The following is a 13,231-nucleotide window of genomic DNA, read 5'->3' on the forward strand; positions in this document are numbered from 1 at the left end:
GCGGCCACACCCGTTCCCATGCCGAACACGGAAGTTAAGCGCTTCAGCGCCGAAAGTAGTTGGGGGTCTCCCCCTGTGAGGATAGGACGTCGCCAGGCAAACGGTGGTTCTGGAGCATTCGCTCAAGGGCCGCCGCTTTTTTTATTTATATCGTGATTCAAATGAAAGAGAGGAAGAACAGATGGCCAAAAAAATCAAAGTATACGTCGAGCCAAACGAGACAATCGATGACTGTTTAAATCGAATTGCTCAAATGGGGTATCGCCCGGTACGTAGGATTGAAAAGCCTGTCTTTGAACAAACGGGAACCAAAGACGAACCTGTACATTCCCATCAATCGATTTTGTTTGAGTGCGTTGCTCTCGAATCATAATGCCAAACCGTCACGAATGCGTGGCGGTTTTTTTGTATTTTAACACCACTAAAGACGAACGATAAATATTCAGACAATTAAATTGTTCGCAGTTTGTTGACATGTTTTGAAAGAACAAGGTACGATAGGCGTGTGAGTTAATAACAAATTAAATAGTGCTCCATATAATCGCGAGGAAATGGCTCGCAAGTTTCTACCTGATCGCCGATTCTGATCAGACTATGGGGTATAGTCGACATTTTTTTGTCGTGGCCTATACCCTAAACTGGTTATTCGGTTTAGGGATTTCTTTATTTAAGGGGGACATTTGAATGAAGACAACAGTAGGTGTGATCATGGGTAGCTCGTCTGATTGGGAAACGATGCGCCATGCTTGTGACATCCTAGAAGAATTGAGTATTCCATATGAAAAACAAGTTGTCTCGGCACATCGGACGCCGGACTTAATGTTTAAATATGCTGAAGAGGCCCGTGCTAGAGGCATACAAGTCATCATTGCAGGCGCAGGAGGAGCAGCCCATTTACCGGGAATGGTCGCAGCGAAAACAACGCTTCCTGTCATCGGAGTGCCTGTTCAATCTAAAGTGTTAAATGGACTTGATTCCTTGCTCTCGATTGTTCAAATGCCTGCAGGAGTACCAGTGGCAACGGTCGCTATCGGACGTGCCGGGGCGACGAACGCGGCCCTACTCGCCGTTCAAATCCTCAGCCTGCAATTCCCCGCACTGGTTGAACGCCTAGATACATATCGCCAAGCGAAGCGCGATATGGCACTTCAAGCGACGGAGGAACTGATCTAATGAAAATCGGCATTTTAGGTGGAGGTCAGTTAGGTCGCATGATGTCTCTCAGTGCGAGTGCTATGGGGTACGAAACGCTAAGCCTCGATCCAAACGCAAACGCGCCCGCCGCTCAGGTTGCACCAAGCATCGTCGCCGCATTTGACGACGTAACGGCAGCACGTGAACTTGCACATCGTTCAGACGTCATCACCTATGAATTTGAGAACATTGATACAGCGATGATTGAAGCCATTGCTGACAAATGTCCTCAAGGGATGGATGTCTTGAAGGCGACACAGCATCGAATCTTTGAAAAACAAATGATTGAAGGGGCAGGTCTTCAAGTCGCACCGTACGTTCCAGTCCGTTCCGTCCGTGATGTCATTCGAGCAAGAGACGTGTTAGGTTTTCCGTTTGTGATTAAGACGTGCCGTTTTGGTTATGACGGTAAAGGTCAAACGGTAATACGTTCAGAACAAGACGTAAGCTCGTTCACAGATCAGTTCGAAGAGACGGAATATGTGGCCGAAGCTTGGCTTCCTTTTAAAAAAGAAATCTCTGTTATCGTGACGAGAGGGACGCACGAGACGACGACGTTCCCCATCAGCGAGAACATTCATCGAAACAATATTTTATATCTTTCGATTGTACCGGCACGAGTGGAGCCTGATATTTTAGAGGAGGCGCGTCATTTGGCCCTCCAACTCGCTGACCACATCGGACTGATCGGTACGCTTGCGGTTGAGTTGTTCATTATGGAAGACGGTTCATTGTACGTGAATGAACTTGCGCCACGCCCTCACAACTCAGGGCATTACACGATTGATGCCTGTGAGACATCACAGTTCGAGCAACACATTCGGGCAATCACCGGGATGAAGCTTGGACGAACGACGCTTTACACACCAATCGTCATGGTCAACCTGTTAGGCGAACATATGGACGAGCTGAACCCGCAAACGTTACCGTCGAATGTTAAACTACATTTGTATGGGAAAGAAGAAGCGAAGCAGGGGCGGAAAATGGGACATTTGAACGTGATTGCTGCTTCCGTCGAAGAAGCGCTTCAGACCATCGAACAATTGGCAATTTGGAAGGAGACCGTTTTATGATTTCACGTTATACCCGTCCTGAGATGGCGGCGATTTGGACAGACCAGAATAAATTTGAAGCATGGCTCCAAGTAGAGCTGTACGCCTGCGAGGCGTGGAGCGAACTTGGTATCATCCCGAAGGAAGATGTCGCCGTCTTATGGGACAAGGCGTCGTTTGATGTCGAACGCATCCTTGAAATCGAGCAAGAGACGCGTCATGATGTCATCGCATTCACCCGTGCCGTCTCAGAGACACTCGGTGAAGAGAAGAAGTGGGTGCATTACGGACTGACTTCGACAGACGTCGTCGATACGGCCTTATCGTACTTGATTAAGCAAGCGAACGATATTTTAGAAGCTGATATCGACCGTTTCATCGACATCCTTGCTGAGAAAGCAAAAGCACATAAGTATGACATCATGATGGGTCGTACACACGGTGTCCATGCAGAACCGACGACGTTCGGGTTGAAGCTCGCCCTTTGGTACGAAGAAATGAAGCGCAACAAGAAACGGTTTATGGCAGCCCGCGAGACGATTGAATTCGGTAAGATGAGTGGTGCGGTCGGTACGTTCGCAAACATTGATCCATTCATCGAATCGTATGTGTGTGACAAATTAGGGATTCAAGCAGCACCGATTTCGACGCAGACGTTACAACGTGACCGTCACGCCGAATACATGTCGACGCTCGCGTTAATCGCCACATCGATTGAGAAGATGGCGACAGAGATTCGCGGCCTTCAAAAGACAGAGACACGTGAGGTCGAAGAATTCTTCGCCAAAGGTCAAAAAGGGTCTTCAGCGATGCCACATAAACGTAACCCGATTGGTTCAGAGAACATGACCGGCCTGGCCCGTGTCATTCGCGGTCATATGGTGACGGCGTATGAGAACGTCCCGCTCTGGCATGAACGTGACATCTCGCACTCTTCAGCCGAACGAATCATTCTTCCGGATGCGACGAGCCTTCTCAACTACATGTTGAACCGCTTTGGCAATATCGTGAAGAACTTGACAGTCTTCCCAGACAACATGCGGCGCAATATGGACCGGACGTTTGGCATTATCTTCTCCCAACGCATCTTGCTCGCGTTGATTGAAAAAGGATGGTCGCGCGAAGCCGCTTATGATGCCGTTCAACCGAAGGCGATGCAAGCGTGGGAAGAAGAGACGATGTTCCGCACCTTGATTGAACAAGACGCCGAGATGGGCGCACTCTTCACGAGTGACGAGCTCGACGACCTATTCGACCCGAGCCATCACGTGCGTCGTGTCGATGTTATTTTTGAACGCTGTGGTTTGTGATCGTTGAGGGGCTTCATGCCCCTCTCACTTTTAAGGGGGACGATACAGATGGAAGCAATTTACGAAGGTAAAGCGAAAGCGTTATTTGAGACTGAAGAACAGGGTGTGCTCCGCGTTTATTATAAAGACGACGCGACAGCATTTAACGGGGAGAAGAAAGAATCAATCGCCGGCAAAGGCGTGTTGAACAATGCCATCACGACGCGCTTGTTCGAACTCATGCACGATAACAAGATTCCGACGCATTTCATTAAGCGGCTATCGGATCGCGAGCAGCTCGTGCGCCGTGTCGACATCATTCCGCTCGAGGTCGTCGTTCGCAACGTTGCCGCCGGAAGCCTTGCCAAACGACTAGGTTGGGAAGAAGGGACACCACTCCTGTCACCAATCGTCGAGTTTTACTATAAAGATGACGCACTCGGAGATCCACTCTTAACGGAGGATCATATCCGTTTACTGCAAGTTGCCACACATAAAGAAGTCGAAACATTGCGACAACTTGGTCTGTGGGTCAACGATGTGTTGCTCGATTTCTTCAATGAACATGGTATCGATTTAATCGATTTCAAACTTGAGTTCGGTAAAGTCGACGGCACGGTCATCCTTGCCGACGAGATTTCACCAGACACATGCCGGCTTTGGGACAAAGAGACGAAACAAAAGCTCGATAAAGACGTTTTCCGCAGGGACCTTGGATCTCTGACAGACACATACAGCCAACTGTTAACACGCATAGGGGGAATGGACCGATGAAAAAAGTAAACGTGTACGTGACATTACGTGAAAGTGTACTGGATCCACAAGGCGTCGCCGTAAAAGGTGGACTCGAACATCTCGGTTTTACAGGGGTAGAGTCGGTACGCATCGGGAAAGTCATCGAGCTTCAAGTGGCAGATGAGACGACCGAAGCGATGGTGCGTGACATGTGTGAGAAGTTGCTCGTCAACACGGTCATCGAGAACTATCGAATCGAGATGGGGGTACTCGCATGAAATTTGCTGTCATCGTCTTCCCCGGATCGAACTGTGACCTCGACATGTATCACGCTGTAAAAGATGTCCTCGGCGAAGAAGCGGACTATGTGTTCCATACGGAAACGTCGCTTGACGGTTACGACGGTGTGCTCCTGCCAGGCGGATTCTCATATGGGGATTACTTGCGCTGTGGCGCCATCGCCCAGTTCTCACCAATTATGAGTGAAGTCAAACGGTTCGCCGAAGAAGGGCGTCCGGTACTCGGCGTCTGCAACGGTTTCCAAGTGCTCGTCGAAGCCGGGCTTCTCCCGGGTGTGTTGATGCGCAATCGTGACTTGAAGTTCATGTGCAAGACGGTCGAATTGAAAGTCGAGACGAACGAGACGATGTTCACGAACGATTATGCGCTCGGGGAGACGATTCAAGTCCCGATTGCCCACGGGGAAGGCAACTACTACTGTGACGAGGCGACACTTGAGACGCTCCGGACGAACGGACAGATCGCCTTCACGTATACCGACAATCCGAACGGATCGGTCGCGAATATCGCAGGAATCACGAACGTACAAGGCAACGTACTCGGAATGATGCCACACCCGGAACGAGCGGTCGAAGCACTCTTAGGCGGGGAAGACGGCAAACGATTATTCACTTCGATGGTGAAATGGGGGACTCGACATGCTACTTACAACTGAACCGACAGCAACACACATCCGTGAAGAGCGACTTTACGCCACGATGGGCTTGACCGATGAGGAATACGCGCTCGTCGTGTCACTGCTCGGTCGTGAGCCGAATTACACAGAGATCGGGTTATTCTCGGTCATGTGGTCTGAACACTGTTCGTACAAAAACTCGAAGCCTGTCCTCCGGAAATTCCCGACCACTGGGAAACACGTCCTTCAAGGACCCGGGGAAGGTGCTGGCATCGTCGACATCGGCGATGGCCAGGCCGTCGCATTCAAAATCGAGAGCCATAACCATCCGTCGGCGATTGAGCCGTACCAAGGTGCGGCCACAGGGGTCGGCGGGATTATCCGCGACATCTTCTCGATGGGCGCGCGACCGGTCGCACTCCTCAACTCGCTCCGTTTCGGAGATTTGAACGAATCACGTGTGAAACATCTTTTCGGCCACGTCGTCTCCGGCATCGCCGGTTACGGCAACTGTGTCGGCATCCCGACGGTCGGTGGGGAAGTCGCGTTCGACCCGGCCTATGCCGGCAACCCGCTCGTCAACGCGATGTGCGTCGGACTCATTCGCCATGAAGACATTCAAAAAGGGATTGCCGAAGGTGTCGGCAACTCGGTCATGTACGTCGGCGCGACGACAGGACGCGACGGCATTCACGGGGCGACGTTCGCCTCGGAAGAACTCGGTGAGGATGCGGACGAGAAACGCCCGGCCGTCCAAGTCGGTGACCCATTCATGGAGAAGCTGTTGATTGAGGCGTGTTTGGAAGTCATTAAGCACCCGGCCCTCGTCGGGATCCAAGACATGGGAGCGGCCGGTCTCACGTCGTCTTCAGCCGAGATGGCATCGAAGGCAGGCATGGGCATCGAGATGAACCTCGACCTCGTCCCACAACGCGAGGCTGACATGACGCCATACGAGATGATGTTGTCCGAGTCACAAGAGCGGATGCTTCTCGTCGTCAAGGCAGGGCATGAAGATGAAATCGAAGCAATCGTCACGAAGTGGGGACTTCATGCGATCAAAGTCGGTGTCGTCATCGAAGACAAAGTGCTCCGTCTTCTTCATCACGGGGAAGTCGCAGCCGAAGTACCGGTCGACGCGCTCGCAGAAGACGCACCGGTCTACCATAAGCCGTCGAAAGTACCGGCATATTATGAGACGTTCCAAACGATGGCACCGGTCCAACCGGTCGTCACGGACGTACTCACGACATGGAAAGACGTGCTCGCCATGCCGACGATTGCCTCGAAACGTTGGGTGTATGAGCAATACGACCATATGGTCCAAACGTCAACTGTCGTCGCGCCAGGAAGTGATGCGGCCGTCATCCGGATTCGCGACACAGACAAAGCACTCGCGATGACGACGGACTGCAACGCCAAATACGTGTACCTCGACCCACGTGTCGGTGGTGCGATTGCGGTCGCAGAGGCAGCACGCAACATCGTTGCCAGCGGCGCCACACCGCTCGCCCTCACGGACTGCTTGAACTTCGGTAGCCCGGACAAGCCAGAAGGGTTTTGGCAGCTCGATCAAGCTGTCGAAGGGATGGCAGAAGCGTGCCGTGCCCTCGACACACCGGTCATCGGTGGGAACGTTTCGCTTTACAATGAGTCGAACGGGACGGCGATTTATCCGACGCCGGTCGTCGGCATGGTCGGCTTGATTGACAAACCGGAACATATCACGACGTCGTTTGCGAGAGCAGCAGGCGACATCATCTTCTTGCTCGGGGAGACGAAACCTGAGTTCGGTGGCAGTGCGCTTCAAATGCTGCAAGACGGTCAAGTGAGCGGACAGGCGCCGACGCTTGACCTGGAGACGGAGAGCCGTCAGCAACAAGCGCTCCTCGCAGCAATCCGGGAAGGACTTGTCACGGCGGCCCACGACGTATCGGAAGGTGGACTCGCCGCAGCACTCCCTGAACTCGTGTTTGGCACGGGCTTCGGCGCAGACGTCACAGTCGACACAGATCTCGTGACGACACTTTTCAGCGAATCACAGTCACGGTTCCTCGTCACAGTCGCGCCACATCAGGCCGATGCGTTCGCGAAGTTGACGAAGGCGACACGCATCGGACAGGTGACAGACGCGCCACAATTGACGGTGCGTGCGAGCGACCGCCTAATCGAAATGGACGTCACGGAACTTGAACGGGTATGGGAAGGAGCTATTCCATGTTATATGACATCCGAGGCATGAACGAGGAGTGCGGGGTATTCGGGGTATTCAATCATCACGAAGCGTCACACCTCGCCTACTACGGCCTCCACAGCCTGCAACACCGGGGACAAGAAGGGACAGGCATCGTCACGGCTGACGGGGAGCGCTTGCACGCCAAACGCGGGCTCGGCCTCGTCGCTGAAGTGTTCGACGAACCGTCGCTCGATGCATTGACCGGGCATCACGCCATCGGTCATGTCCGTTATTCGACGGCAGGCGGCAACACGCTCGAGAACGTCCAACCGCTCCACTTCAAGTCGCTCACGGGCGATTTGGCGATGGCGCACAACGGGAATCTCGTCAACGCCAACGAGTTGAAACATATGCTCGAAGCGGAAGGTGCGATTTTTCAGACGACATCTGACACGGAAGTCGTCGCCCACTTGATTAAGCGGAGCCGCGGCAACTCGATGAAAGAGCGAATCGCGGACAGCTTGGCTCGTCTCGTCGGCGCGTTCGCCTTCCTCTTCTTGACGGAAGACGCGCTCTACGTCGGAGTCGATGTTCACGGATTACGTCCACTCTCGCTCGGCCAGACCGAGGACGGAGCCTACGTGTTCGCCTCAGAGACATGTGCGTTCGACGTCGTGGGGGCGATGTACGTACGTGATGTCGAACCAGGGGAGCTCCTTATGATCACGCAAGACGGGATCGTGTCGGAGCGGTACAGCGAGGCCTCGGTCCGCGCGATGTGTTCAATGGAATACATCTACTTCTCGCGGCCGGACTCGATTATCGATGGCGTCAACGTGCACACGGCCCGTAAGGCGATGGGGAAAAAGATGTTCGATGAGGCACCGGTCGAAGCGGACGTCGTCACCGGCGTCCCTGATTCGAGTATCTCAGCGGCCATCGGTTACGCCGAGGCGAGCGGGATTCCGTACGAGATGGGACTCATCAAAAACCGATACGTCGGCCGGACGTTCATTCAACCGTCGCAAGAGTTACGGGAGCGCGGCGTCAAGATGAAACTGTCGGCGCTGCGAGGTGTCGTGAGCGGGAAGCGGGTCATCATGGTCGACGACTCAATCGTTCGCGGGACGACGAGCCGACGCATCGTTAAACTGCTCCGTGAAGCCGGGGCGACCGAAGTGCATGTGCGCATCACGTCACCACCGATCAAGCATCCGTGCTATTACGGCATCGATACATCATCAAAGGAAGAGTTGATTGCGGCCACCAAATCTATCGAAGAGATTAAAGAAGAGATTGGGGCCGATTCACTGGCGTTCCTCACATTGGATGGGACGGTCGAAGCGATCGACCGGCCGTTCGAAGGGAATTTGCGCGGGCAGTGCGCCGCTTGCTTCACCGGACTTTATCCAACTGAACTGGCGGAACTTGTAACAGAGACAAAAGCTTGAGGGGGACTGACGATGAGTTTAAGATATGAACAAGCGGGTGTGAATTTAGAGGCAGGCTATGAGGCCGTATCACGCATGAAGCGTCACGTTGCACGGACGATGCGTCCAGAAGTGATGACCGGGCTCGGTAGTTTCGGGGCGATGATCGACCTTGGCTCGATGCAGTTGAAACATCCGATTCTCGTCAGCGGAACGGATGGGGTCGGCACGAAGCTTAAACTCGCGTTCGCGCTCGACCAACATGATACGATTGGAATTGACTGTGTGGCGATGTGTGTCAATGACTGTCTCGTCCACGGGGCCGAACCGCTTTATTTCTTAGACTATATCGCGACCGGCAAAGCGGAACCGGCCAAATTGGAGCGCATCGTCGCAGGCGTCGCCGAAGGGTGTGTCCAGGCGGGCTGTGCCCTCGTCGGAGGCGAGACGGCCGAGATGCCGGGGATGTATCCGGACGGCGAATATGATATCGCCGGATTCGCCGTCGGTGTTGTCGAGAAGGAAGCACTCATCGATGGACGGACGATTGAAGCGGGGGACATCGTCCTCGGACTCGCGTCATCCGGTGTCCACTCGAACGGATTCTCGCTCGTTCGCCATATCGTTGAATCGCAAGGACTCGCCTACACTGATGAAATCGCCATGCTCGATACGACGCTCGGGAACGCCCTTTTGTTGCCGACGCGCATCTATTCCGAGGCGGCGAAAGCGGCCATCGCGACGGGGCGTGTCCAAGGTATGGCCCATATCACGGGCGGCGGTTTTTATGAGAACGTGCCACGCATGCTGCCGGAAGGCCTCGGTGTCACATTCGACGCATCGAATTGGCCGAGCCTGCCCGTGTTCGACTGGCTCGAACAAGTCGGGCACGTCTCGAAACAAGAGATGTTCAACGTGTTCAATATGGGTATCGGCTTCATGATCGCAGTCCGTCCTGAAGATGTCGAAGCTGTCGAAGCTGCGCTCGAGCGCGCCGGAGAGACGTCGCATCGCATCGGGAAAGTCGATGCCAAACCGGGTGTCCGCATCATGGGGGTCGACCAGTGAAAAAGTTTGCCATCTTCGCCTCCGGGTCCGGTAGCAACGCCGAAGCGATTTGGCAAGCCATTGACCGAGGCGACTTGTCAGGGGAATGCGTCCTGCTCGTCACGGACAAACCAGAAGCGAAAGTACTCGAGCGGGCCGATCGGTTCAACATCCCGACCTTCTCGTTCGAACCGAAGACGTACGCCTCAAAAGCGGAATTCGAACAAGAAATACTCGTCCTACTACAGGCACTCGGCGCCGACTATATTGTCTTGGCCGGGTATATGCGGTTGATTGGGGACGTGCTGCTTACCGCGTATCCAAAGCAAATCATCAACATCCATCCGTCGCTCTTACCAGCGTTCCCTGGAAAAGACGCCATCGGTCAGGCGCTCGCGGCGAATGTGCCGACGAGCGGAGTCACGGTTCATTACGTAGATGCCGGGATGGACACGGGACCAATCATCGCCCAACAAGACGTCGCCATCGCAGGCTGTGATGCGGCCGAAGCGGCAAGACGCATCCAAGCGGTCGAGCATCAGCTCTATCCGCGCGTACTACAACAAGTGTTTATCCAACAGGAGGTTTTCAAGTGAGAGCATTACTGAGTGTGTCAGATAAAACAGGAATCGTCGAGCTCGCGCAGGCGTTGCATGAAGCGGGCATCGAACTCATTTCGACAGGTGGGACGGAAGCAGCGCTCATCGCGGCCGGCCTTCCGGTAAAAAACATCTCAGCAGTGACGTCGTTCCCAGAGATGCTCGACGGACGTGTGAAGACGCTCCATCCGCTCGTTCACGGTGGTCTGCTCGGACGCCGCGATTTGGACTCGCACGTCGAACAGATGAGAGACCACGACATCGAGCCAATCGACTATGTCGTCGTCAATTTATACCCGTTCAAAGAGACGATTGCGAAAGAGAACGCGACGTATGAAGAAGCGATTGAAAATATCGATATCGGTGGACCGAGTATGCTTCGTTCGGCCGCGAAAAACCATGCCAGCGTGACGGTCGTCGTTGACCCGGCCGACTATGGTCATGTGGCCGAAGCGGTTCGTGACGGCGGGACGACGTTCGAAACACGTCAACGTCTTGCGACAAAAGCGTTCCGTCACACGGCGGCGTATGACGCCTTGATTGCCGACTATTTAGGGCAGCAGATCGGTGAGACGTTCCCGGAACAGCTCACGGTCACGTATGAGAAAGTACAAGACCTTCGTTACGGGGAAAACCCGCACCAGCAGGCAGCGTTTTATAAGACGCCGCTCTATCACGGGATGACGCTCGCGAACGCGAAACAACTGCACGGCAAAGAACTCTCATATAACAATATCCAAGATACGAATGCGGCGCTCGAGGCGCTCAGCGAATTGACGGAGCCGGCAGCGGTCGTCGTCAAACATATGAACCCGTGCGGTGTTGCTGTCGGAGAAACGATCAGCCAGGCGTTCTCAAGAGCGCATGCGGCCGATCCGGTCTCGATTTTTGGGGGTATCGTCGCCTTAAACCGTGAAGTCGATGTGGAAACGGCAGAGGCGCTCCGCAACATTTTCCTAGAAATCATCATTGCACCATCCTTTAGTGAGGCAGCACTTGACCGATTGAAAGAGAAAAAGAATCTTCGGTTATTGACGCTCGACATGGGCCAGATGACAGGGATGCGGTTGACAGCCGTCGCGGGCGGTCTGCTCGTGCAAGACGGGGACGACGTCACACTCGATGATGCGTCATGCCAAATCGTGACGGACCGTCGTCCGACGGCGTCTGAATGGGAAGACTTGAAGCTTGCGTGGCGTGTCGTGAAACACGTGAAATCAAACGCCATCGTCGTAGCCAAAGACGAGACGACAATCGGCATCGGTGCGGGACAGATGAACCGCGTCGGCGCGGCGAAAATCGCTTTCGAACAAGCAGGGGAACGTGCTCAAGGGGCCGCTCTCGGTAGCGATGCGTTCTTCCCGATGGGCGATACGGTCGAGGCTGCGGCTGCGGCTGGGATCACGGCCATCATTCAACCGGGCGGGTCGATTCGTGACGAAGAGTCGATCGAAGCGGCGAACCGTCACGGCATCACGATGGTGTTCACGTCGGTTCGACACTTCAAACATTGAGAGGAGCGATAAGATGAACGTACTCGTCATTGGACGTGGCGGCCGTGAACACGCGCTCGCCTGGAAACTGGGACAAGATGGACATGAGGTGTTCGTCGCCCCGGGTAATCTCAATATGGACGGTGTGACGTGCGTGCCGATTGAAGAGACGGATGTCTCGGCCCTCGTTGGGTTTGCGAAGCGCGAAGGAATCGACTGGACGATTGTCGGCCCCGAATCGGCCCTGATGGCCGGTGTCGTCGATACGTTCCAAGCAGAAGGTCAACACATCTTCGGACCGACGAAAGCGGCAGCGCTCCTCGAGGGTAGTAAAGCCTTCGCCAAAGAAGTGATGCGCGAAGCAAATATCCCGACCGCAGGGTACGACACGTTCACCGACGCCGAGTCAGCGCTACGTCATATCGATCAGTCGGAAGCGCCGCTCGTCGTCAAAGCGGACGGGCTCGCTGCCGGGAAAGGCGTGACCGTCGCGTTCACACTCGAAGAGGCGCGAGAGGCGATTCACGACATCTTCGGCACCGATAAGTTCGGGGATCAGTCCCGTGTCGTCATCGAAGAGTTTTTAGACGGGGAAGAGTTCTCGCTCATGGCGTTCGTCTCAGGCGAGCACGTCATTCCGATGATCACGTCACAAGATCACAAGCGTGCGTTTGACGGCGACAAAGGGCCGAATACGGGTGGCATGGGCGCGTACAGTCCGATGCCTCATCTCGACAATGCCGTGTACGCGGAAGCGGTCGAGCGCGTGCTCTTCCCGCTCGCGCGGACGATGGTCGAACGAGGCACTCCGTTCGAAGGGTTCTTGTATGCAGGCTTGATCTTGACGGCGGATGGCCCGAAAGTAATCGAGTTCAACGCTCGGTTCGGCGATCCCGAGACCGAGGTCATTCTCCCGAACTTGGCATCTCCTCTCCTCGACGTCATCGAGGCGGTCGTGGACCAAAAACCGTATCCGATTGAATGGGTGGAAGGCTATACGATTGGAGTCGTCGTCGCGGCAGAAGGTTATCCTGATCGAGCGACGACCGGACAGGTACTATCAGGCTTCGGTGACTTACGAGACGATGTGCTCGTATTCCATGCGGGCACGACCCGTGACGGGGCGGACATCGTCGGCAATGGGGGGCGTTTGTTCGTGCTCACGTCGACAAAACCGACCTTGCTCGAAGCAAAACATGCCGTCTATACGGCACTCGAACAACTTGATTTGCCAAAGACGTTCTACCGTCGAGACATCGGGGGACGGGCGTTGGCACATATTTTTTAAAGGATGGGTCAA

13 protein-coding genes, 1 rRNA gene and 1 riboswitch are annotated in these 13,231 nt (G+C 54.4%); all 14 genes read left to right on the forward strand.

The annotated features are described in order from the left end of the window. Positions 1-98 (forward strand): 5S ribosomal RNA (rrf, locus tag KNP81_RS09605); the annotation flags it as partial. An 83-nt stretch (positions 99-181) separates the two neighbouring features. Continuing rightward, positions 182-373, forward strand: coding sequence for an NETI motif-containing protein (locus tag KNP81_RS09610; protein WP_021065189.1), 192 nt, complete (start codon positions 182-184; stop codon positions 371-373). 140 nt (positions 374-513) lie between these two features. Beyond that, a riboswitch (purine riboswitch) is annotated at positions 514-615 on the forward strand. Between the two features lie 69 nt (positions 616-684). Continuing rightward, positions 685-1,173 (forward strand): 5-(carboxyamino)imidazole ribonucleotide mutase, encoded by a 489-nt coding sequence (gene purE, locus KNP81_RS09615; RefSeq protein WP_214719780.1) that lies wholly within the window; start codon positions 685-687, stop codon positions 1,171-1,173. Beyond that, a complete protein-coding gene (purK, locus tag KNP81_RS09620) occupies positions 1,173-2,267 on the forward strand; it encodes a 5-(carboxyamino)imidazole ribonucleotide synthase (protein WP_214719781.1) in 1,095 nt (364 codons plus the stop codon). Before purE ends, purK begins: the two co-directional genes overlap by 1 nt. Further along, positions 2,264-3,556: an adenylosuccinate lyase gene (purB, locus tag KNP81_RS09625; protein ID WP_214719782.1), complete on the forward strand. Its 1,293-nt coding sequence runs from the start codon at positions 2,264-2,266 to the stop codon at positions 3,554-3,556. Before purK ends, purB begins: the two co-directional genes overlap by 4 nt. A 48-nt stretch (positions 3,557-3,604) precedes the next feature. Continuing rightward, positions 3,605-4,309, forward strand: a complete 705-nt coding sequence (gene purC, locus KNP81_RS09630) for a phosphoribosylaminoimidazolesuccinocarboxamide synthase (RefSeq protein ID WP_214719783.1) — start codon at positions 3,605-3,607, stop codon at positions 4,307-4,309. Further along, positions 4,306-4,548 (forward strand): phosphoribosylformylglycinamidine synthase subunit PurS, encoded by a 243-nt coding sequence (gene purS, locus KNP81_RS09635; RefSeq protein WP_021065194.1) that lies wholly within the window; start codon positions 4,306-4,308, stop codon positions 4,546-4,548. The genes purC and purS overlap by 4 nt, the downstream gene beginning before the upstream one ends. After that, positions 4,545-5,225 carry a phosphoribosylformylglycinamidine synthase subunit PurQ gene (gene purQ, locus KNP81_RS09640; protein WP_214719784.1) on the forward strand — a complete coding sequence of 227 codons (681 nt, stop codon included), beginning with the start codon at positions 4,545-4,547 and terminating at the stop codon, positions 5,223-5,225. The genes purS and purQ overlap by 4 nt, the downstream gene beginning before the upstream one ends. Continuing rightward, positions 5,209-7,428 (forward strand): phosphoribosylformylglycinamidine synthase subunit PurL, encoded by a 2,220-nt coding sequence (gene purL / locus KNP81_RS09645; RefSeq protein ID WP_214719785.1) that lies wholly within the window; start codon positions 5,209-5,211, stop codon positions 7,426-7,428. The genes purQ and purL overlap by 17 nt, the downstream gene beginning before the upstream one ends. Further along, positions 7,404-8,813 (forward strand): amidophosphoribosyltransferase, encoded by a 1,410-nt coding sequence (gene purF, locus KNP81_RS09650; protein WP_214719786.1) that lies wholly within the window; start codon positions 7,404-7,406, stop codon positions 8,811-8,813. The genes purL and purF overlap by 25 nt, the downstream gene beginning before the upstream one ends. A gap of 12 nt (positions 8,814-8,825) precedes the next feature. Then, on the forward strand, positions 8,826-9,860 hold the full coding sequence (purM, locus tag KNP81_RS09655) for a phosphoribosylformylglycinamidine cyclo-ligase (protein ID WP_021065198.1): 1,035 nt from the start codon (positions 8,826-8,828) through the stop codon (positions 9,858-9,860). Continuing rightward, positions 9,857-10,435: a phosphoribosylglycinamide formyltransferase gene (purN, locus tag KNP81_RS09660; RefSeq protein ID WP_021065199.1), complete on the forward strand. Its 579-nt coding sequence runs from the start codon at positions 9,857-9,859 to the stop codon at positions 10,433-10,435. The genes purM and purN overlap by 4 nt, the downstream gene beginning before the upstream one ends. Further along, positions 10,432-11,952: a bifunctional phosphoribosylaminoimidazolecarboxamide formyltransferase/IMP cyclohydrolase gene (gene purH / locus KNP81_RS09665; RefSeq protein WP_214719787.1), complete on the forward strand. Its 1,521-nt coding sequence runs from the start codon at positions 10,432-10,434 to the stop codon at positions 11,950-11,952. The genes purN and purH overlap by 4 nt, the downstream gene beginning before the upstream one ends. A gap of 13 nt (positions 11,953-11,965) precedes the next feature. Beyond that, a complete protein-coding gene (purD, locus tag KNP81_RS09670; protein ID WP_214719788.1) occupies positions 11,966-13,219 on the forward strand; it encodes a phosphoribosylamine--glycine ligase in 1,254 nt (417 codons plus the stop codon). Positions 13,220-13,231: the final 12 nt, after the last annotated feature.

It is taken from the genome of Exiguobacterium sp. s149, from assembly GCF_018618395.1.
Taxonomy (GTDB): domain Bacteria; phylum Bacillota; class Bacilli; order Exiguobacteriales; family Exiguobacteriaceae; genus Exiguobacterium; species Exiguobacterium chiriqhucha.